Origin of the sequence: Candidatus Nitrososphaera gargensis Ga9.2 (genome assembly GCF_000303155.1) — an archaeon.
GTDB classification, from domain to species: Archaea; Thermoproteota; Nitrososphaeria; order Nitrososphaerales; family Nitrososphaeraceae; genus Nitrososphaera; species Nitrososphaera gargensis.
Genome location: NC_018719.1, coordinates 1,616,257 through 1,633,576 on the forward strand (window position 1 = coordinate 1,616,257; position 17,320 = coordinate 1,633,576).

27 protein-coding genes and 1 tRNA gene are annotated in these 17,320 nt (G+C 51.0%); 15 read left to right on the plus strand and 13 right to left on the minus strand.

Annotated elements, in window-relative coordinates; all coding sequences use genetic code 11:
* The first annotated feature begins 372 nt into the window (after nucleotides 1-372).
* From NGAR_RS09705 to NGAR_RS09720, 4 genes are read left to right on the plus strand one after another with little or no spacing between them, the layout of a single operon-like run.
* Nucleotides 373-2,493: a hydantoinase/oxoprolinase family protein gene (locus NGAR_RS09705; RefSeq protein ID WP_015019537.1), complete on the plus strand. Its 2,121-nt coding sequence runs from the start codon at nucleotides 373-375 to the stop codon at nucleotides 2,491-2,493.
* A gap of 3 nt (nucleotides 2,494-2,496) precedes the next feature.
* On the plus strand, nucleotides 2,497-3,132 hold the full coding sequence (locus tag NGAR_RS09710; RefSeq protein WP_015019538.1) for an L-threonylcarbamoyladenylate synthase: 636 nt from the start codon (nucleotides 2,497-2,499) through the stop codon (nucleotides 3,130-3,132).
* Complete coding sequence (locus NGAR_RS09715) at nucleotides 3,119-3,643, plus strand: THUMP domain-containing protein (protein WP_015019539.1); 525 nt, start codon at nucleotides 3,119-3,121, stop codon at nucleotides 3,641-3,643. Before NGAR_RS09710 ends, NGAR_RS09715 begins: the two co-directional genes overlap by 14 nt.
* A gap of 43 nt (nucleotides 3,644-3,686) precedes the next feature.
* Nucleotides 3,687-4,058: a PPOX class F420-dependent oxidoreductase gene (locus NGAR_RS09720; protein ID WP_015019540.1), complete on the plus strand. Its 372-nt coding sequence runs from the start codon at nucleotides 3,687-3,689 to the stop codon at nucleotides 4,056-4,058.
* 6 nt (nucleotides 4,059-4,064) lie between these two features.
* On the opposite strand, the gene cgi121 is transcribed toward NGAR_RS09720, so the two are convergent.
* The 3 genes from cgi121 to NGAR_RS09735 are packed head-to-tail and all read right to left on the minus strand — an operon-like array spanning nucleotide 4,065 to nucleotide 5,877.
* Nucleotides 4,065-4,835 carry a KEOPS complex subunit Cgi121 gene (gene cgi121 / locus NGAR_RS09725; RefSeq protein WP_015019541.1) on the minus strand — a complete coding sequence of 257 codons (771 nt, stop codon included), beginning with the start codon at nucleotides 4,833-4,835 and terminating at the stop codon, nucleotides 4,065-4,067.
* The gene (locus NGAR_RS09730) at nucleotides 4,832-5,083 is read right to left on the minus strand and encodes a 30S ribosomal protein S17e (protein ID WP_015019542.1); all 252 of its coding nucleotides are present in this window, start codon (nucleotides 5,081-5,083) and stop codon (nucleotides 4,832-4,834) included. The genes cgi121 and NGAR_RS09730 overlap by 4 nt, the downstream gene beginning before the upstream one ends.
* 38 nt (nucleotides 5,084-5,121) lie before the next feature.
* The gene (locus tag NGAR_RS09735) at nucleotides 5,122-5,877 is read right to left on the minus strand and encodes a TatD family hydrolase (RefSeq protein ID WP_015019543.1); all 756 of its coding nucleotides are present in this window, start codon (nucleotides 5,875-5,877) and stop codon (nucleotides 5,122-5,124) included.
* Between the two features lie 76 nt (nucleotides 5,878-5,953).
* On the opposite strand from NGAR_RS09735, the gene NGAR_RS09740 reads away from it, so the two are divergent.
* A complete protein-coding gene (locus NGAR_RS09740) occupies nucleotides 5,954-6,181 on the plus strand; it encodes a histone family protein (protein ID WP_015019544.1) in 228 nt (75 codons plus the stop codon).
* A gap of 199 nt (nucleotides 6,182-6,380) precedes the next feature.
* On the opposite strand, the gene NGAR_RS17555 is transcribed toward NGAR_RS09740, so the two are convergent.
* From NGAR_RS17555 to NGAR_RS09745, 3 genes are all read right to left on the minus strand, one after another.
* Nucleotides 6,381-6,554 carry a hypothetical protein gene (locus NGAR_RS17555; RefSeq protein WP_187147453.1) on the minus strand — a complete coding sequence of 58 codons (174 nt, stop codon included), beginning with the start codon at nucleotides 6,552-6,554 and terminating at the stop codon, nucleotides 6,381-6,383.
* 60 nt (nucleotides 6,555-6,614) lie between these two features.
* On the minus strand, nucleotides 6,615-6,770 hold the full coding sequence (locus NGAR_RS17560; protein ID WP_015019545.1) for a hypothetical protein: 156 nt from the start codon (nucleotides 6,768-6,770) through the stop codon (nucleotides 6,615-6,617).
* Between the two features lie 527 nt (nucleotides 6,771-7,297).
* Nucleotides 7,298-7,531 (minus strand): hypothetical protein, encoded by a 234-nt coding sequence (locus tag NGAR_RS09745; RefSeq protein ID WP_228369146.1) that lies wholly within the window; start codon nucleotides 7,529-7,531, stop codon nucleotides 7,298-7,300.
* 300 nt (nucleotides 7,532-7,831) lie between these two features.
* On the opposite strand from NGAR_RS09745, the gene NGAR_RS09750 reads away from it, so the two are divergent.
* Both NGAR_RS09750 and NGAR_RS09755 read left to right on the plus strand, forming a co-directional pair.
* Nucleotides 7,832-8,131: a hypothetical protein gene (locus NGAR_RS09750; protein WP_015019547.1), complete on the plus strand. Its 300-nt coding sequence runs from the start codon at nucleotides 7,832-7,834 to the stop codon at nucleotides 8,129-8,131.
* 73 nt (nucleotides 8,132-8,204) lie between these two features.
* On the plus strand, nucleotides 8,205-8,765 hold the full coding sequence (locus tag NGAR_RS09755; protein WP_015019548.1) for a hypothetical protein: 561 nt from the start codon (nucleotides 8,205-8,207) through the stop codon (nucleotides 8,763-8,765).
* A 15-nt stretch (nucleotides 8,766-8,780) separates the two neighbouring features.
* On the opposite strand, the gene NGAR_RS09760 is transcribed toward NGAR_RS09755, so the two are convergent.
* A tRNA-Ser gene (locus NGAR_RS09760) sits at nucleotides 8,781-8,910 on the minus strand.
* A 288-nt stretch (nucleotides 8,911-9,198) separates the two neighbouring features.
* On the opposite strand from NGAR_RS09760, the gene NGAR_RS09765 reads away from it, so the two are divergent.
* Nucleotides 9,199-9,630: a hypothetical protein gene (locus tag NGAR_RS09765; protein ID WP_148681272.1), complete on the plus strand. Its 432-nt coding sequence runs from the start codon at nucleotides 9,199-9,201 to the stop codon at nucleotides 9,628-9,630.
* 7 nt (nucleotides 9,631-9,637) lie between these two features.
* Here the strand turns inward: NGAR_RS09765 and NGAR_RS09770 are convergent, their stop codons facing one another.
* Nucleotides 9,638-9,922: a PqqD family protein gene (locus NGAR_RS09770; protein WP_015019550.1), complete on the minus strand. Its 285-nt coding sequence runs from the start codon at nucleotides 9,920-9,922 to the stop codon at nucleotides 9,638-9,640.
* A gap of 151 nt (nucleotides 9,923-10,073) precedes the next feature.
* On the opposite strand from NGAR_RS09770, the gene NGAR_RS09775 reads away from it, so the two are divergent.
* Nucleotides 10,074-10,481, plus strand: a complete 408-nt coding sequence (locus NGAR_RS09775; RefSeq protein ID WP_187147454.1) for a Mov34/MPN/PAD-1 family protein — start codon at nucleotides 10,074-10,076, stop codon at nucleotides 10,479-10,481.
* A 2-nt stretch (nucleotides 10,482-10,483) separates the two neighbouring features.
* Here the strand turns inward: NGAR_RS09775 and NGAR_RS09780 are convergent, their stop codons facing one another.
* Nucleotides 10,484-10,663: a hypothetical protein gene (locus NGAR_RS09780; RefSeq protein WP_015019552.1), complete on the minus strand. Its 180-nt coding sequence runs from the start codon at nucleotides 10,661-10,663 to the stop codon at nucleotides 10,484-10,486.
* A 123-nt stretch (nucleotides 10,664-10,786) separates the two neighbouring features.
* Between NGAR_RS09780 and NGAR_RS09785 the strand changes: the two genes are divergently transcribed.
* From NGAR_RS09785 to NGAR_RS09805, 5 genes are all read left to right on the plus strand, one after another.
* Complete coding sequence (locus tag NGAR_RS09785) at nucleotides 10,787-11,089, plus strand: hypothetical protein (RefSeq protein WP_015019553.1); 303 nt, start codon at nucleotides 10,787-10,789, stop codon at nucleotides 11,087-11,089.
* A gap of 4 nt (nucleotides 11,090-11,093) precedes the next feature.
* Nucleotides 11,094-11,411 carry a hypothetical protein gene (locus NGAR_RS09790; RefSeq protein WP_015019554.1) on the plus strand — a complete coding sequence of 106 codons (318 nt, stop codon included), beginning with the start codon at nucleotides 11,094-11,096 and terminating at the stop codon, nucleotides 11,409-11,411.
* Between the two features lie 77 nt (nucleotides 11,412-11,488).
* A complete protein-coding gene (locus NGAR_RS09795) occupies nucleotides 11,489-12,214 on the plus strand; it encodes a sigma 54-interacting transcriptional regulator (RefSeq protein WP_015019555.1) in 726 nt (241 codons plus the stop codon).
* Between the two features lie 42 nt (nucleotides 12,215-12,256).
* Complete coding sequence (gene fen, locus NGAR_RS09800) at nucleotides 12,257-13,282, plus strand: flap endonuclease-1 (protein ID WP_015019556.1); 1,026 nt, start codon at nucleotides 12,257-12,259, stop codon at nucleotides 13,280-13,282.
* 53 nt (nucleotides 13,283-13,335) lie between these two features.
* Entirely contained in the window at nucleotides 13,336-14,055 is a 720-nt protein-coding gene (locus tag NGAR_RS09805) for an MIP/aquaporin family protein (RefSeq protein ID WP_015019557.1), read from the plus strand.
* On the opposite strand, the gene dps is transcribed toward NGAR_RS09805, so the two are convergent.
* Nucleotides 14,052-14,630: a DNA protection during starvation protein gene (gene dps, locus NGAR_RS09810; RefSeq protein ID WP_148681273.1), complete on the minus strand. Its 579-nt coding sequence runs from the start codon at nucleotides 14,628-14,630 to the stop codon at nucleotides 14,052-14,054. The two genes, NGAR_RS09805 and dps, sit on opposite strands and share 4 nt — an antisense overlap.
* A 38-nt stretch (nucleotides 14,631-14,668) precedes the next feature.
* On the minus strand, nucleotides 14,669-15,106 hold the full coding sequence (locus NGAR_RS09815; protein WP_015019559.1) for an archease: 438 nt from the start codon (nucleotides 15,104-15,106) through the stop codon (nucleotides 14,669-14,671).
* A 77-nt stretch (nucleotides 15,107-15,183) separates the two neighbouring features.
* On the opposite strand from NGAR_RS09815, the gene hisS reads away from it, so the two are divergent.
* Nucleotides 15,184-16,476, plus strand: coding sequence for a histidine--tRNA ligase (gene hisS, locus NGAR_RS09820; protein WP_228369147.1), 1,293 nt, complete (start codon nucleotides 15,184-15,186; stop codon nucleotides 16,474-16,476).
* Here the strand turns inward: hisS and NGAR_RS09825 are convergent.
* Both NGAR_RS09825 and NGAR_RS09830 read right to left on the minus strand, forming a co-directional pair.
* Nucleotides 16,460-16,747, minus strand: coding sequence for a hypothetical protein (locus tag NGAR_RS09825; RefSeq protein WP_015019561.1), 288 nt, complete (start codon nucleotides 16,745-16,747; stop codon nucleotides 16,460-16,462). The genes hisS and NGAR_RS09825 overlap by 17 nt on opposite strands.
* Nucleotides 16,748-16,759: 12 nt before the next feature.
* Nucleotides 16,760-17,128, minus strand: a complete 369-nt coding sequence (locus NGAR_RS09830; RefSeq protein ID WP_015019562.1) for a hypothetical protein — start codon at nucleotides 17,126-17,128, stop codon at nucleotides 16,760-16,762.
* Nucleotides 17,129-17,320 lie beyond the last annotated feature (192 nt).

Consider the following 17,320-nt stretch of genomic DNA (forward strand, 5'->3'; position numbering starts at 1 on the left):
AAGATCCAGTTGAAAAGAAGATGCCCCATTGTTTTTTATCATAGTTATAAGAAAGAAGGATGGTGAAGAGCCCATACGCCAGCATCCACTAGCTATCTGACAGGAATAGCATATAATAATGAGAAACAAGCCCTACTTACCCTTTTGCAGGCTTTCGGGCCTGAATGAACAACGCAATTGCTTGCGATTGCATATGCTTGCTATTGGTCCTATTAAAGGAAAGTATGTCAATTTTGCTCACAAAAAGGTGAAAAAAGCTACCGAACACAATGCAGCAGCTTGCAGAAAATCAAACGCAGTTACAACAGCATCTGAAACTATGGTTTAAATTAGATGTTCAGCGTCAGTTAGGTTTGCCTAACGGTTTTGCAAATGAGGAGAATCAGGGTCGGGATCGATGTTGGCGGCACATTCACCAAGGCCGTCGCGATAGACATGGTGCAGGGCAAGATAATAGGCAAGGTCACCGTTCCAACCACCCACTCTTCAAGCGAGGGTGTGTCGACCGGCATCGTTCAGGCGCTCAAGTCGCTGATGGAAAAGCATTCGATCCAGAACTCTGAGATCGAGCTGATATCGCACAGCACCACCCAGGCGGTCAACGCGCTGCTTGAAGGCGACACTGCCAAGGTTGGGATCATTGGCATGGGAGTTGGGCTTGAAAAATCTAATGTTATCAAGCGCACGAACGTCAAGGACGTCGAGCTTGCGCCAAACAAGTATCTGCACACGTGCTACCGATTCCTTGACACATCTAAATATCTTGATGACAAAGAAGTAGAGCAGGCAATAGGCGAGCTCAAAGAGGAAGGCGCAGAGGTTATAGTCGTCAGCGAGGCTTATGGCGTAGACGACCCAAGCAACGAAAAATTTGTGATGGAAAAATCGGACATACCCGCAACAGCCGGCCACGAGCTGACCGGCATCTATGGCCTTGAAATAAGGACGCTCACTGCAGCTATCAACGCTGGCATCCTGCCCAAGGCAACCAGCACGGCAAGGTTCGTCGAGTCTGCCGTGCGCAACGAAAAGATCGCCGCTCCGGTCCTGATTATGAAAGGCGACGGAGGTGTGACTGACATGGGCACTTTCCAGAGCAAGCCCATCATCACAGTACTGTCGGGGCCGGCGGCAAGCGTGGCAGGAGCCCTTTTGCATCTGCGGGTGATCGACGGCGTCTTTATCGAGGTTGGAGGCACCTCTACCAACGTCTGCGTGATAAAGGACGGAAGGCCGGAGGTCCGCTACGTCACGATAATGCAGCATCCAACGTGCATACGGTCGCTTGATGTCAGGGTCGCAGGGGTCGCAGGCGGGTCTCTTGTCAGGTGGTCGGGCAGAAAGATAACAGATGTTGGTCCCCGGTCCGCGCACATAGCCGGCCTACCCTATTCCTGCTTTGCCGCGCCTGAAGAGCTTGAGGGCGGCCAGATAATCACGTTCAAGCCAAAGGATGGTGACCCGATAGACTATGTAGCGATAGAGTCCGCCGGCGGCAAGCGCTTTGCTATTACAAACACGTGCGCCGCCAACGCCCTTGGGCTTGTACCCGAAGGCGATTATGCAAGGGCGAACCAGGCTTCTGCCAAGATGGCGCTTTCAATCCTTGCAAACAGGCTTGGCACGACGATGGAGCAGGCCGCCACGATGGTTCTGGACATTTCTGCCAAAAAGGTGCTTGAAATAGTCGAGCCCATGATAAAGGAGTACAAGCTTAAAAAAGAGAGAATAGTGTTCATCGGGGGCGGGGGCGGCGCATCGGTGCTCGTGCCTCATATTGCGAGAAAACTGCAGCTGCAGTGGAAGATAGCCGAGCACGCCGAAGTCATCTCGTCCATCGGGGTTGCGGCGGCAATGATACACGAAGAGGCAGAGAAGACAATCAACAACCCCAAGCCCGAAGACATCTCCACTCTGGCAGAGCAGGTGAAAAAGGCGGCGCTTGACCGCGGCGCGCTGCCCGAGTCGATAACCATCCAGTCAGAGTATGTCAGCGAGCGGTCGCTTTTGCGTGTGACTGCGATGGGCAATGTTTCGCTTGATATAGGCACTGCAAACGCGCAGGAGATAAACGAAGAGGAGGCCCACGTGCTTGCGTGCGAGCTCTTTGGCATAAACGAGGGCGTGCAGCGCATCTTTGATATGAAGAACTACCACATCTTTGCGTGCGAGCTGAGCAAGAAAAAGCTGTTCTTGAAATCCAAGAAGCAGCCAGTGCTCGTGCTTGACAAGTACGGCAGGGTCAGGCTTTCCGTAGACAATGCGGCCATCTTTAACGGCTCGCCTGAGCAGGTCGCAGAGGAGATTGAAAAACTCTTGAAGCAGCACTCGGCCAGCGGAAACGACCTTGCGCCGCAGGTGCACATCCTCGATGGTGTAAAGCTGATGGACTTTTCAAGCCTCACAGCGCCAGAGCACGTTTCAAAGGCAGTCCGCGACGAACTGAAAAAGTCCGCCACCAGAGATGTTGCCGCAATAGTAAGGCTTGGCTAGCATATGAAGAAGAACAGGCAGAAGATTGTTTTCAAGTGCACTGGCGACGCGGTGGCAAGGTGTGCGTCTGTGATCAAGAGTGGTGGAGTGGTAGTGTTCCCAACAGATACCATCTACGGCATCGGCTGCGACCCTTACAACGACCGTGCAGTCAAGCGGATATTTGCGATAAAAGGCAGGGATGAAAAAAAGCCGCTCCCGGTTCTTGCACACAGCATGTCAGATGCAGAGAAAATAGTGTCGCTTGGCAAGGCCGGCAGAACCCTTGCAAAAAAATACTGGCCCGGCGCCCTTACAATAGTTGCCCCGATTACTGACAGCAGGATATCTCGTAGAGTCACCGCAGGAAGTGGCAGCCTTGCCGTGCGCGTCCCGGCAAACAAATGCGTCCTGTCGCTCCTTGAGCAATGTAAGTACCTTGTGGGCACGAGCGCAAACCCATCTGGCGGCAGGCCGCTAAAGAGCGCGCAGGAAGTACTCGAATCGCCACTTCATGGCTATGACGCACTGATGGACGGAGGCCTGGTTGAAAGGGGAATCGAATCCACCATAGTCGACGTTACGGGCAGCAGTCCTAAGATCCTGCGCGAGGGAGCGATAAGGTCAAGTGAGGTCCTGGAGGCCCTTGGCGAACTTTAACCTCATAGTCTCTACATCCCGGTTCAGTGAGGAAGAGGCGCAGGACGAAATTCTGGATCTGCTTGACATGTTTGGCGACCCGGATGCAGAGTCTGAGATCACAGAAATCAAAGGACTCTTGCTTGCGCAGACCGCGCTCGATCCATTTGAAGTCATTGAAAAACTAAAAGAATTGATAGCTTCAGAGCCGTGGGAGGTGCGCTACATCCTGCGTGTTCTTCCGGTGGAGCGAGTCGTTCCCACTGAGCTTGACGCGATCAGGCAGGCGGCAAGAGATCTGGCAGTAGCCAAGATAGGCAATAATGAAAGTTTCAGGATAACCGTCGAAAAGAGGCACAGTGCGCTAGAATCGATAGAGGTGATAAAGGCGATCGCAGGCGAGATCGAAAGCAAGGTGGATCTTGAAAACCCCAGCTGGATCGTCCTTGTCGAGATAATCGGAGGCGAGGCAGGCCTGTCGGTGCTCAGGCCCGAACAGATTTTCAGCTCTGTTATCGAAAAGCGCAAGTGACAAGGTTAAGATACAAGCTTGCCGACAGTTAGTTATAACGTATATGAGTGCAGACAACAACAGGCTTGAAGAGCTTGCAAAGCACAAGTACATCAACCTAGAGACGTACAGGAAGAATGGGCAGCCAGTCAGCACGCCGGTATGGTTCATGATCGATAACGGCTTGGTTTATGTCGTAACTTCTGCAGATACTGGCAAGGCAAAGCGTTTGCGCAATAATCCTGCTGTCCGGATAATGCCAAGCGGCTTTAGGGGAGAGCCCAAAGGCGAATGGATCGAGGGCAAGGCAAGATTTGCAGAAGGTGCCGAAGCCGAGCGCGCAATACAGCTGCGCAAGAAAAAGTACGGCCTGCAGGCAAGGTTAGCTGGCATGATAAGAGGAGCGTCCACAGTTATCGCGATCGAACTTGTTTAGTAATAGTTATTTTACAAGTATGGCTGCCCTTTCGAGAAGGTACTGCAGGAATTCATGATCGTCAAATTTTGCTTTCAGCTCGAGCATGCCAGTAAGCAGGTCCCTCTTTTGCCTGCTTGGCTCCAACACCGAGTCGTCAACCTCAAATCTGTTCTTTATGCTTTCAGAAAAGTGGCGAAGCTCTTCATTTTCCTGTGAAATAGCAATAAGGCAGCCTGCAGATCCATTTTTCAAACCTGCTTTTTTCATGGCGTCAGAGATCTGGTCCGTGCGCGCAAGCCTCAGCAGAAGCTCTGTTTCGCGCCTGTTTGCAAGCATCACTTTTCTTTTCTCGGCTTCAAGCGTTACCCTCAGCACTCCAAGCAGGTGATCAATGCCATAGACTGCGTCTGCGTTTACGGCCTGTATCGACACGCCAGGGTGTTCTGAGCGCAGCCTGTCCACGAGTTTCCCGGCATCCTCTGTGATCCTGCGGATTCCAATGATCGACACGCGGTGGTTGCTATCGATCATGTAGTAGTCCGTGCCGCCATGGACTACGGTAACAATGGTTACTGTGTCGCCGCTCTTTGCCACTGTGCCCTGCCCCTGCAGCGCTGCCGAATCGACGCCGTTCACCGCTACTATCAGGTTGTTTGGTTGCAAAAGGCGTGCGTCAGTTGAAATGCCTGTCAAAAACTGGAGAATTTCCGCGACAGACGCGCTCTGCCTGTCAAGGTCGACTGCGGGCTTGCCTACTGCCTTTTTGGCTCCCCCGAGCAGCCTTATAGTTATCATTCTTCCGCTTCTTCTTCTGACTCTTGCTCTTCTTCAGTTTCCCCGGCAGCGGCTGCCATCGAAGCCTTTGCCTGCGCCTCCTGCTTGCGCAAGTGAGCGGTGATGTATCCTGCCAGCTCGTTCCTCAGCACTTTAGACCTGACAACTGCCAGATCGTTGAGAGCCTTCTTATTAGCATCAAACTCTAGCCCAAACCTGTCTGGGTACTTTTGCAAGAGCTCCGTAGAGATGCGCTTTATCCTATTCATCTAGAATGGAAGGCGATTTCAAGGATATTTTATCTTTGTTATGCACCACCTGAAAGGTAGGCTTTTGAGTTCTGCTCAAGCAGGCCAGCGGCTTCGTCGTAGGTCATGCCAAGGGTGCGGGCTGCGGACGCGACGACGCTCACGAGGAACCCGGTAGAGACAGCAGGTAGGTTCCCGAAGCACCGCGAGTATCTCACAGGGCCATCTGTCTCCACAAGGAACCGGTTCCTGTCCGTGTTTTTCAGGAGCACCTGCTTGTCCTCTAAATACACGAGCGCCGGGCCGTACGATACGTAAAGCCCCATGTCCATCGACTTTGCCAGTTGCTTCTTGCTGCCTGCAAACCAGTGCAAGAGCGCGCCCTTGATCCTGTAGGATGGCAGCATCTGCAATACATCATCAAGGGCCTTTCTAGAGTGGATCGACACCGGCTTTTTCGCTGATTCGGCAAGGGCGAGCATTGAGCCAAAGACCTGCTTTTGCCTGTCGTATGGAACATCATAAGTGCCGTCAAGCCCGATCTCGCCTACGCCGTCTATCGATTGAAGGTTGGAATCAAAGATCTCTTTGAACTTGTCCAGATCCTCCCTTGCCGCCGCTTCAGGGTGTATCCCTACGAACTGCCTGACGATGTCGTGGTGTGAATTGAAAAGGCGGAAGCTTCTGAACGCGGTTTCGCTGTCGACCGTAACAGAGCACGCTACTATCTTCATTGCCCGGAGGCTCGTTAATACGTGCTCTATGTAGCCTGAATATTCATTATCCGTGAGGTGTATGTGGGCATCGAACAGCAAGATGTATATACTTACTGTGGACACTGCAGGACAGAAAATAAACTTTTAACATGGTGTCTGGCAGGTAACACTGCATATGTCTTCTTCCGGTCCCGAGTTTGGCCTTGCCGCAATGTACCGTGTCATGAAAAAGTCCGGCGCAGAACGGGTAAGCGACGACGCCGCAGACGAGCTGAGAAAAGTGCTTGAAGAGGTTGCAGAGAGGATTGCAAAGCAGGCAGTCGACCTGTCGGTGCATGCAGGCAGAAAGACAATAAAACCAGAAGACATTAGGTTCGCAGCCAAAAATGTGATAAGGCTCTAGGAAAGGTCTATTTCGTGGATCTGCCGGTGCCCGTACATTCTGAAATGGTCCTCTACATCGGACTGGAAAAGAAACGTTGCACGGCACCTTTCACAGCAGTACAGCTTATCGAGTTTAGGCGTCTGGCCCATTTAAGTGTCCAATATCGGACAATACAATGTTATAAACACGATGTATTGCAATGGTAGAAAATTCTTAGCTAGCGCGACCGGTACTTTGCGTAAAGCCACCCGCCGCCGACCACAATTATGATCAGTATTATTATCGCTGCGATAACTGGCGCCAAGAGCTGGATCAAAAAGCCAGCTATTGCAAAGAACACGACGAGCACGATCACGGCTATGAGTATGGCCGCTATTGCGCCAAGTACCATACGCATACTTTGGTCGCGTGCAGTAATTCTAGACTTTAGCAGATACTTCTAGTAGATGCACTATTCCTGCTTTGTCTTTCTTACATGCGAAAAGCTTGTTTCAATGCCCGTGTTTCCAGTGTGAGGGTCGGACGCTATCTCTTGCACGTTTACATCGTCGGCGCTCCCTTCTTCTTCCTCCTTGCCCATCTCCCTGCCAAGGCCTTGGTTTGGCATCTTGTGTGGATTATTGTTGACCAGGCCAGATAATGTAGATTATCGCTTATAACTGAAAGAATCGCCCTGCCAGAAAAATGGCTCTAGCACTGAAACTGTTGGCAGGGCGTATGTATGGTCAGACGTTTTTACCCTTGGGTCTTTACGACCCAATCGAATTAGCAAGTGGCAAGGATAAAAGGCTCGTTGATCAATCGTCCACTGGTAGTAGCAGTAGTAGCTGTTAAGTAGTATGTTGTCCATATAACAGTCCCTGTGTGGGAAAAGTTGCAGGTATACGCAGGTTTCGGCTTGCGCACCGGCCACTAACCTGCACAGGGATTTCTATATTCGAATGTCACTAAAGCTAGATATCTCACGGCTGCTAATGATCATAGGGAGCAGATCAGCCTCGGAGGATACAGTCCACCATGCTACGCGAATCGACTAACCTATGGCCATTGTGTGTATAATACAACCCTCATGCACACCGTGGCTAGAGGTGACCTGCTCCTTCATTTTAGAGCTTCTGCAAAAGTGGCATCAGGCTACAGAAATCGCCGCGGCCTGTGCAGGTCGTAGAACGCGGAATTGATCTGCTTGAGCAGCTTTGCTTTTGATTTGTTGGCCTTCTTGTTGTCTCCATAGTCCTTTGCCTGCAGCAATACCCGCAGCCTTTCCAGCTCAACCACATCCAGGGTTTTCAATCCTTTGTCAGAGACAACCCCAAGCAGTCTTTTGAGCTCCATTTCATCATCGTCGCTGTCTTCGTCGTGGCTCAAGCTTCTTACAAATCGCCTTTTTGTGCTTATTAAAATTGTGGACACGATCTCATGACACACCAGCGCAAGCGCCTGCATATATTATTGTTCATAATGGATCATGATAAAACTGACTGGCAAGTCAGTTATATTTATTAGATACTGGGTCGTCTACTTTTACTGTCCTTGAACTCGGGCTTGTTGCTTGCTGCATTGCTCGTAGCCACTGCAGGCGGGATCCTGCAGATAGGCGGCGCGAGCTGGGACGTCACGTCGCACATCCTGAGGTAGCCAGAGACGTTCTTCACTCCCTCTCACACCATGCTTTATACAGGCGTCGGCCTGACAACAATTGCAGCAGCAATTGGCGTGTTTGTCTCCCTGAAAAACAGGCAGGAGATCCAGACCAAGTCGTTTTACACTGCTTTCAAGTTATTGATAATAGGCGCGGCCATTCAGCTCGTTTCAGGGCCGGGCGACTTTATGTGGCATTCGGTGTTTGGCGTCGATGGCCTAATGAGCCCACCCCACTTGGCGCTTGCCACAGGCATTTTGGTCAACGCCGTCGCTGTCGTAGTAGGGCTTGCAAGGATATTGCCGCACATGCAGTCGTCGGAGTAGAGCCAGATACTTGTCCGAACTGCGCTAGTTCCGGCGTTTGCAGTCCTCTGGTTTTCAGTCATCTGGTACATCTATGTTCGTGCTTCCGCTCTCAAATGGCGAGAACTTTAGGTTCAACCCTGACCCGGCGGCAGCGGTGGTAATCGCCACTACAGCTCTCCCATTCATGAGCGCATTGATATTCCTCGTTTCAGCCAGAGCGGTAGGCAAGCAGGGCGCGGCAAGCACGGCGGCTGGAGTTGTGATCGGCATGAACGTGCTTGCAAACATTGTCCCGGCGTACCAATTTCTAGGGGCGTTACTTCCTTGGCAGCTGCTCGCAGTCATTCCAGCCATTGTTGGCGCTGATATCGCGATTCACAGGACAGGGCCACGAGCCGGCATGATAGTCGCAGGGGCCTTGATCGGCGTTACATTCCATATCTTTAACTTTCCAATGCTCCCGATGGCGTTTGCAGAGCTGCTGGGCCAGCCCAATGAAACCATTGGTGACATTTTGCCAAGCATATACGCCACCCTTTCGCAGGTCACAGCCGTGACAGCAGCCCCAAGCGTGCTTGCCGGCATCGTTGGCGCGATCATGGGCTCAAAGAAGATAGAAGTGCCGCAGGTCAATGTGGCGATATCAAGATAAGTTTATGAAATAAAGCGCCGGGAGAGGGACTCGAACCCTCGAGTCCCGAAGGACATCAGCTAGCGCGTCCACCCTGCACCTGTGTGATCTCGAGGCTGACCCCTTTTAGGGTCTACCATGACTTACCTAGCTTGGGTACCCCGGCGCTCTACTTTGTGAACAGATAATGCAATTTATGCCTTTATCAGCTGCGCGAGCAACTTGTATAAAAGAACTAATCATTCTTGGACTGGAAGCGCGCATGTTTGAAATTGCATCATTTTTTCACGGGAAGCACGCCTGTAAACATTCCCAAATTGTAGCATTTTTCATGCGTAAAATGCTACATGCTGCATCATTTTTTCTCCACACGTACATGCTCCACTAGAAACGCACACACATACACATACGCAATACTCAAAAATTATATAATCATGCCGGCGCAATAACACCCGTGCTGGCTACAACAGGGACACCATCCATAGAAGCGATAAGAAAATTATCAATGGCAGACATTGCGATTGCAGCGGGGCTTGCAGACGAACTGCGCGACAGGCTCCGCGAACATGTGCACATTGACCCGTACTGCCTGCCAGACCCGTTTGGCGACAAGGACGACTGCACCTACTTTGTGGTGCTTGACAGGGAGAATCTGAACAGGGTGGTGGCGATGTTTGTCAACAAGAAAGAGAATAATCTTCCGCAGCTGCCGTGGTCCAGCATCCTTGGCGAGCGGCTTGCCAAGGTGTCGATCTCAAAGGAAGATGCGTTTGCGCTCAAGCACGAGCTGATGCCAAAGGAGACGAACAACTTTTATCCGTACAGGCGCAACGGCAGGATAGCAGGCTATGCCATGTTTGCGTTTCAGATCTGCGGGCAGCGCTAGTTATTAGTTAGTCGCGCAGTTCAATGACAGATATCTTTTGGAACTGCTTTATCATCTGCTCAAGCGACTTTTTCACTTCGCTTTCGCTGTCGCTTGAAATGCGGAGCACTTCTAAAAACAAGTCATCAAACGTGATGCCGTTGCACATGTTCCAGAGCGACACGGCGGTATCGTTCACCCGGTAGGCCTCACCCCTGTCGTTTATCAAGAGTGGTGTGCCGTCTTGGTCGTTGCCAACCGAGCCCCTCCGAAGAATTATCTTGTCGCTGCTGCTCTCTTTCTTTAATAACATGTCGTCGTCATCATCTTCATTATTAAGCTGCCCCTCCTATGCACCAGCCGGTTATTATCCATATCTGTAAATTGCTATAACATAATTTAGTAGAACGTTGACGCGCCCACCAATGTTAAAATAAAAGCCGCGGGTAGAATTATTTTTGCTAGTGTTCAAAAAGCGGGAGAAGGTGCAGAGGCACGTCATCATCACAAGGCAGGCGGCAGACGGCATAATTACATGGTCCAAGACGCACCACCCAAACGAGGCGATACTCATCCTGCAGGGCCGGAATACAAGGGACGCAGTGATTGTTGACGGGCTTGTGATCCCGCCCTTTGCTCAAAGCGGCCCGTTTTTCTCAGGGTTTTCGGTGCATGACCTGCCATATACGATACCCAACGTCGGCACGGCGCACTCGCACCCTGGCGGCTCGAACAGACCGTCGCTTGAGGACCTCAACCACTTTTCCGGCTATGTGTCCATAATCATCAGCCACCCTTATGAAGACGAGAATATAGGGGCATACGACAGAAGCGGCAACAGCTTGGAAATCAAGATCGTCGATTCAGTATGATCTCATTTCCGGCGGCCAAAATCCAGCTCGATTCCTCGCTTTGCATCGTAGCTAAAGACAAACGACTCGTCAGGCATTATCGGAAAGCTGGACATGACGGTTGCAGAGCATAGCGGGCACTTGTCGACGACCTTGGTCTTGTCAAGATACGTAGCGCACCAGTAGCATGTCTCGCACAACATGAAGATTGATGGCAAGACGGAGGATTTTAGCAATACGCGTATTGTTATTGTGTAGTAGTTAATTACATTTTATGGTGCTGAAGTTGGAAAACTTAATAAAAGAACAATCCCAATAAGCATTGTTTGAACTGGATAGGTCAACAGATGGCGTGGATTATGGTATCACTTGCCATAAGCCTGGTTCTAACTTACTTTCTCGGCTGGTACGGCATCATCCCGGCAATTGGGATTTTCTTGTTTATTTCCTATTACATGCGCAAGCGCGCGATGGCCCGCATGGGAATGGGCGGAGGTGGCGGATTTGGAGGCATGCTGGGCGGAGGTGGCGGGGGAGGAGTCAACTACGTCTGCATCGCCTGCGGCCACAGGTTCAAGGGCGGGGCATGCCCCCGCTGCGGAAGCAAGATGCGCAGGGTAGATTTCTAGGCACATGACGCTTGAAGAGCTGCGCCAGAAGGCGTTCTTTCAGAACACCATAGATGTATGGATAATGTACTGCGCAGAGCGCAACCGGAACTGGTATGACATCGACGCCTATCGGCGCTTTATAAGTCATCTCAATGCAAAGGGCGTCAAAATGCAAAAGTTCCCCCTCTGCATCAAAGAGTCTGGAGGTATGTACGAGCGGGGCAAGGACAAGGCACAGTTCCTCGACCAGCTCTCAAAGATACCGTCGGACGATGCGGCAGCTTATACGCTCAAGCTGAGCGGCGACGTGATAGCCGCCATACGGTCATTTTCCAACTAGAGTCTAGAAAGTTTCAGCTCATGGGCATCACAATTTAGCAGGAACATCTAAAACCCAAATGTGGCAGCCACAACGTAGTGGTGTCTGCAGAAGAAGATGAGCTGCCAGTTGGCGTGCATGGAGAGCGCGTTAGCGAGCCAGTAGCAGAGAAACTGAGCAAGCAGGAGCCTCTCTTTGATAGCATTGTCGGCTATGACGATGTGAAAAGGCTCTTCCAGATGTCGCTGTCCTCCGACAAGCCAGTCCACATCCTGCTGGTTGGGCCGCCAGCGTCTGCCAAGACCCTGTTCATGCTCGAATGCATGAAGCTAGAGCGCTCTTATTTCACCCTTGGAAGCCACAGCACAAAATCAGGCATGATCGATTACCTATTTGAAAAGAGACCGCGCTACCTCATCGTCGACGAAATAGAGCATATGCCTATGAAGGATCAGACCGCGCTCCTAAGTCTCATGGAGACTGGAATCGTTTCGGAAACAAAGTTCCAAAAGACGCGCAACACGCAGCTGAAGACGTGGGTATTTGCTACAAGCAACGGCACTGACAGGATGCTGACCCCACTTTTGTCAAGGTTCGTGGTGCTCCACTTCAAGCAGTACTCCTTTGGCTCGTTTCAAAAAGTATGCATGCACATCCTTGGCCGCGAAGGAGTCGCACCAGATATAGCTATCGCCATAGCTGAAGCGGTGTGGATGAGGTTAAAGTCAAAAGATATACGGGACTGCATCAAGATTGGGCGGCTGGCAAAGACAAAGCAGGACGTCGAGTGGATAGCCCAGACGCTCAAGACCTACAAGCAATAATAATAAGCAAGAGTTAAAAGTTTTTGTGGTGCCACCTATAGCGTGGGCCTAGACCTCAAGCCTCTCGTCACGCCCGCCTCGCTAAAGCTGCCAGAGCTTACAGGCAAGGTGGTTGCAATTGACGCCTACAATACGATATACCAGTTCCTCAGCATTATCAGGGGGCCGACTGGCGAGCCACTGGCAAACAGCAAGGGCGAGATAACCAGCCACCTGAGCGGCCTTTTCTACCGGAATGCCAACCTGCTGGGCGACAACATCAAGCTAGTCTATGTTTTTGACGGCAAGGCAAACGAGCTCAAGATGGCAGAGATACAGAGGAGGAGCCAGCTAAAGAAAGAGGCGACTGAAAAGTACCAGCTGGCTGTAGAAGAGGGCAGGATTGAAGATGCGCGCAAGTACGGCATCCGCACTGCCGTTCTGACCGACAAGATGGTCGAGGAGTCGAAAAAGCTGCTCTCGTACCTTGGCATTCCCTACATACAGGCACCGTCCGACGGCGAAGCGGCTGCCGCATATCTGACAAGGCGCGAACTTGCTTTTGCAGCCGCAAGTCAGGATTATGATTCGATACTATTTGGAGCGAAAAAGCTAGTGCGCAATCTGGCAATAAGCGGCAAGCGCAAGGTGCCAAACCGCAATGTCTACATCGATGTCGAGCCGGAGATATTCGAGCATGATAAAGTGTTGCAAGAGATAGGGCTTACGCACGAACAGCTGATAGATGTCGGCATACTGATTGGCACCGATTTCAACCCCGGTGGTTTTCCGGGCATCGGGCCCAAGACAGCACTCAAGCTGATAAAGGAGAATGGTAAGCTTGAGAATGTTGAAAAGATCAAGCACCTGCTTCCCAAGATGCCATACCAGGAAATACGTGACATCTTTCTCAAGCCAGAGGTCCCAAAAGTAGACAGGATAGACTTTGGCGAGGTCAACCGCGAGAAGGTGCTCGACTTTCTCTGTGTAGATAAGAGCTTCTCAGCAGACAGAGTAAGCAGCACACTGGATAAACTGCAAAAGTCGATAGCAAACCGCAGTCAGTCCCTTGAGCAGTGGTTCGGCTAGTAGCAGCATATTCGATGCTTTTATATACAAATCCTAAGGCTAATGGGCATATATTGGTAAATCCACGAGCTTGGCTTGCTGAATCGATAGCTACTTTTGCACTTGTGTTCTTTGGCCCTCTTTCGGTGACAATGGCGGCGGTGTTGTTTGGCACAGGGTTGTCGCTCGAAGGCATCATCATGATCTCGCTTGGCCACGGCGCAGCCATCGGCATCATGATCTATACTTTTGGCCACATCTCTGGCGCGCACATCAATCCTGCTGTCACGATAGCAATGATGGTAACGAGGAATATCAATATCAAGGACGGCGCGGCATACATTGGCTTTCAGATTATTGGCGCAATAGCCGCGGCGGTTGCCCACATGGCAATCTTGCCCGAAGCCGGTAAACAGGTGAACTTTGGTACTCAGGGCGGCCCAAGCGAGCTTCTCAATTTCAGCGCGGCTTCTGGCGTCGGAGTAGAGATAATCCTCACGTTCTTCTTGGTCACTACGATATTCATGGCGGCAGTCCATAGAAAGGCCACTGCAGGTATGGCAGGCATCGCAATCGGTGGCATGATATTCCTGCTCCACCTTGTTGGCGTGCCGCTTACAGGCGCTAGCATGAACCCAGCCAGGACCCTCGGTCCGGCAATCGTTTCAGGCTACTGGGACTTTCACTGGATATACTGGGTCGGCCCAATAGTCGGCGCGATAATCGCTGGCCTGATAATGCAGTACGTCTACGTCAAAAAGGCAGAAAAAGAAGAAAAGAAGACGGCAGCCTAGCCGAGCGCTCGGGAATGTTTTTGTGTATGCGGGCGCTCGCCGGGGAACTTTCTCCTCATGTGCCCTGACGGCCTGCCGTAGAGCAGTTCCAAGAACCACGACTCGTGCTCGATCTCTTCCTTTAGGATATCCTTTGCAATGTCATAGGTCGCCGGATCTTTGCCTATTGTAAGGTTGCACATCTTATTCCAGTTCACAATCGCACCCTGCTCTGCAATCAAGCACTTCTTCAAGATCTCTTTTAGGTTTGTGGAAGGCGTCGGCAGCTGCAAAAACGTGCAGCCAGACATCCGGACAAACTCTATCGCGTCGTTTGGCAGGCTGCCGCCAAGCTCGTGGATCCTCTGTATGCACGATTCAAAGTGGCTCAGGTCCTCCAGGCGCGCATCTTCAATGACTCCCTTGGCCCCCTCGCCTTCAAGGCCGGTGCAATGTGTGCGCAGATTGGTAAAATAATAGTATGCTGTAAATTCCACCGACGCGTTGTATATCAACCCATTTAGTATTTCGTCAACGTTAGCACCATTCTGCTTTAGAACGTTCACTCCTACAACATTCGGCTTTTCTTCTGTCATAATGTTCTATGCGTTTCTTACTGCGCTAATAACTTTTCTCAGAGGTCGAGAAGGAATTTTACCGTGGCTTTTCCCTTTTCCTGCCGGATCTCCATCTCGTGGTATGTTACTGCCTTGATCTCCACCTTGTAGTGGTGCCGGTCAAGGTTCAGTTTTTCACCCTTTGCAATGCCTGTTAGCGAATAGCCATCGCCATTATCATCATGCTGCCGGATCTTGACTGAAAACTCGGACATCACGATGCCATCGGCTACAAGCAGGAGCAGGACCTTGTCCAGCCAGTCAAAAAGGAGCGAGTAGAGATCATGTCCTTGCGCGGTAATCTTGAGATCCTCATTTGGCATGACAGTCTTTAGGTCGACCATAGTATCGTTGAGGCCCTTTGCTGCATTTTCAAAGGCTTCCTCTAGCGTTTCGCCGTATGCTTCAATGACGGCGTCTGTCATGTGGTCAAGAAAACAGTAGCCGCCTGCCAATGCTTGCTCTAAGCCAGCAGACTGTTATTATACGTTCATCGCAAAATCTAAATGCTAACGCACTGCTGGCTACTGGTGTGGTCAAGCTAGAGCTTCCCCGTGGCATGAGGGATCTGGAAGCAGACGAGTTTGCCAACATCAGTTATGTCCGGGACAAGTTCTTTGAAACTGCGCGGCTGTTCAATTTCCAGCTTGCAGAGCCGTCGCCCCTTGAAATGCTTGCAACGCTAGAAGCTAAAAGTGGCGCCGCGATTTCAAACGAAATTTACGCTTTCAAGGACAAGGGAGGCAGGGACGTTGCCCTGCGCTTTGACCTCACTATTGGTCTGACGCGCTATGTTGCCTCAAGGCGCGACCTAAAGATGCCGGTCAAGATGGCGGCTTTTGCCGGCGTATGGCGGTATGACGAGCCGCAGGCCGGGCGCTACCGCTACTTCCACCAGTGGGATGTTGAAGTGTATGGTCCCTTCAGCCAAGAATCGGACGCTGAAGTGATTGAGTTTGTATCCATATTTTTCAAAAGGCTGGGCCTAAAGGTTGTGATAGAGGTGAACGACAGGCAACTGATCGAGCAGTACATCAAGACAAAACTTAGAATCACAAACGAAGAGGCCATGCTTGAAATGTTCCGCGCGGTGGACAAGGTGCCAAAAAAGGGCGCACAGGCAGTCTTGCAAGAATACAAGGACAGGATAGAACCTGCCAAGCTGCAAGCGCTGATAGAGCTTTCCAAAGTAAAGGGCACTGCCGACGAGGTGGCAGGCAAGGCAGAAGATGTCAGAGGGCTTGAAAGTTGGCAGAAATTTGCCGGCTTGATGGACTCGCTCAAGACAAGGAAGGTCGAAGAGGCGCGTGTCAACCTTGGCATCGTCCGCGGCCTGGATTATTATTCTGGCGTGGTCTTTGAAGCGTTTGACCCGTCGTCCGATTCTGGCGCGCTCGTCGGCGGCGGCAGGTACGATAGACTCACCGAGGTGTTTGGCAGAAAAGACATTGGCGCAACTGGCGTCGCAGGAGGAGTGGAGCGGATAGTTATGGCGCTCCAGAGGCACAGTATACTAAAGCAGCAGGCAAAGGCGCTTGTATACGTGGTGTACGCTTCAGACGATGTCCGAAATAAAGCTGTAGAGATTGCCTCAGCATTGCGATCGGCCGACATTACTACCGACTATGACATACTTGGCAGGGCCCTTAGAAAGCAGCTGGACGATGCATCGATGAAAGGCGCCGCGCTTGCAATCATTGTCGCGTCAAATGAAATCGCGGCCGGCCAAGTTATCGTCAGGTCAATGAGAGATGGAACAGAAAACAAGTACCCGGCAAGCAACCTTGCAGAGATGCTTCACAAAATGCTCAGAGCCGGATCATAGCAGCGCTCTTCATCTTGACTATGCCACTTGGCTTTTTTTCATAGACTACTCTGACAACAAGGTCTGGCGGGTCATAGCTAATGTACAAGTCGCCAGTGCCCAGCATCTGCATGTCATAGTTGATCTCTATTCTGTCCTGTTGTATGCCGTTTTCTGCAAGCCTCTTTTTCGCCCTGTCTACAAGCTCTTGATCGGACGTGTTGGGAGCCAGAAAGATCCTTGAAGCGCTTGCAAGGTACGGCGACAGGTCGACCATCAGGGTTGTCGCCAAGCCAAAAGGCTATTAACTTTTGCCCGGGTCTGTGATCCCGACAACTTTGAACCGATACTGGTACCCAAAATTGTCCCGGTACATTCTAGCATAGCTTTCAGCCGCGTCGTGCGTTGCAAAGGTCTGCCGCACGCCATCTATCGAAACCTGTTCCCCGTACAGGTCTATGATTTCGATGGCATAAGACTTTGGCAGTTTTTTGGCCTGCTTTAGCAGAAGGAAGACGCTTATTGCAAAAAAGAGTGCTGCAGCCATAAATACTACGGCGAACTCAAAGCCTCGAGTAAACGCCATGAAAGGAGCGATCAGGTTTTCGTTTAGCCATGAATATGTGAGCCCAAAAGACTGGGCGAATATGGCTAAAACACCCTCTAGCAACATCTACGTTTTAATGCAGGTTGCAACAAAGATAAGCCTTTTGGTGTCCTGTTTAATACAGATGTTCCACATCAGCATGACTGTGTAAAATCATCATGCAGCGTTATGAAAAGTTAAGCATGCGAATTGCAAGCAACAATACGTGAAAGATATTTATGAGAATGATTCGCCCTTCCCAAGTGAAAGGGGTGCTTT

Excerpts from the sequence above, each read along its gene's own strand:
- NGAR_RS09705 (WP_015019537.1), top strand. The coding sequence starts at position 373 with ATGAGGAGAATCAGGGTCGGGATCGATGTTGGCGGCACATTCACCAAG.
- NGAR_RS09710 (WP_015019538.1), top strand. The coding sequence starts at position 2,497 with ATGAAGAAGAACAGGCAGAAGATTGTTTTCAAGTGCACTGGCGACGCG.
- NGAR_RS09720 (WP_015019540.1), top strand. The coding sequence starts at position 3,687 with ATGAGTGCAGACAACAACAGGCTTGAAGAGCTTGCAAAGCACAAGTAC.
- cgi121 (WP_015019541.1), bottom strand. The coding sequence starts at position 4,835 with ATGATAACTATAAGGCTGCTCGGGGGAGCCAAAAAGGCAGTAGGCAAG.
- NGAR_RS09730 (WP_015019542.1), bottom strand. The coding sequence starts at position 5,083 with ATGAATAGGATAAAGCGCATCTCTACGGAGCTCTTGCAAAAGTACCCA.
- NGAR_RS09740 (WP_015019544.1), top strand. The coding sequence starts at position 5,954 with ATGTCTTCTTCCGGTCCCGAGTTTGGCCTTGCCGCAATGTACCGTGTC.
- NGAR_RS17555 (WP_187147453.1), bottom strand. The coding sequence starts at position 6,554 with ATGGTACTTGGCGCAATAGCGGCCATACTCATAGCCGTGATCGTGCTC.
- NGAR_RS17560 (WP_015019545.1), bottom strand. The coding sequence starts at position 6,770 with ATGCCAAACCAAGGCCTTGGCAGGGAGATGGGCAAGGAGGAAGAAGAA.
- NGAR_RS09750 (WP_015019547.1), top strand. The coding sequence starts at position 7,832 with ATGCTTTATACAGGCGTCGGCCTGACAACAATTGCAGCAGCAATTGGC.
- NGAR_RS09755 (WP_015019548.1), top strand. The coding sequence starts at position 8,205 with ATGTTCGTGCTTCCGCTCTCAAATGGCGAGAACTTTAGGTTCAACCCT.
- NGAR_RS09770 (WP_015019550.1), bottom strand. The coding sequence starts at position 9,922 with ATGTTATTAAAGAAAGAGAGCAGCAGCGACAAGATAATTCTTCGGAGG.
- NGAR_RS09780 (WP_015019552.1), bottom strand. The coding sequence starts at position 10,663 with ATGTTGTGCGAGACATGCTACTGGTGCGCTACGTATCTTGACAAGACC.
- NGAR_RS09790 (WP_015019554.1), top strand. The coding sequence starts at position 11,094 with ATGACGCTTGAAGAGCTGCGCCAGAAGGCGTTCTTTCAGAACACCATA.
- dps (WP_148681273.1), bottom strand. The coding sequence starts at position 14,630 with ATGACAGAAGAAAAGCCGAATGTTGTAGGAGTGAACGTTCTAAAGCAG.
- NGAR_RS09830 (WP_015019562.1), bottom strand. The coding sequence starts at position 17,128 with ATGTTGCTAGAGGGTGTTTTAGCCATATTCGCCCAGTCTTTTGGGCTC.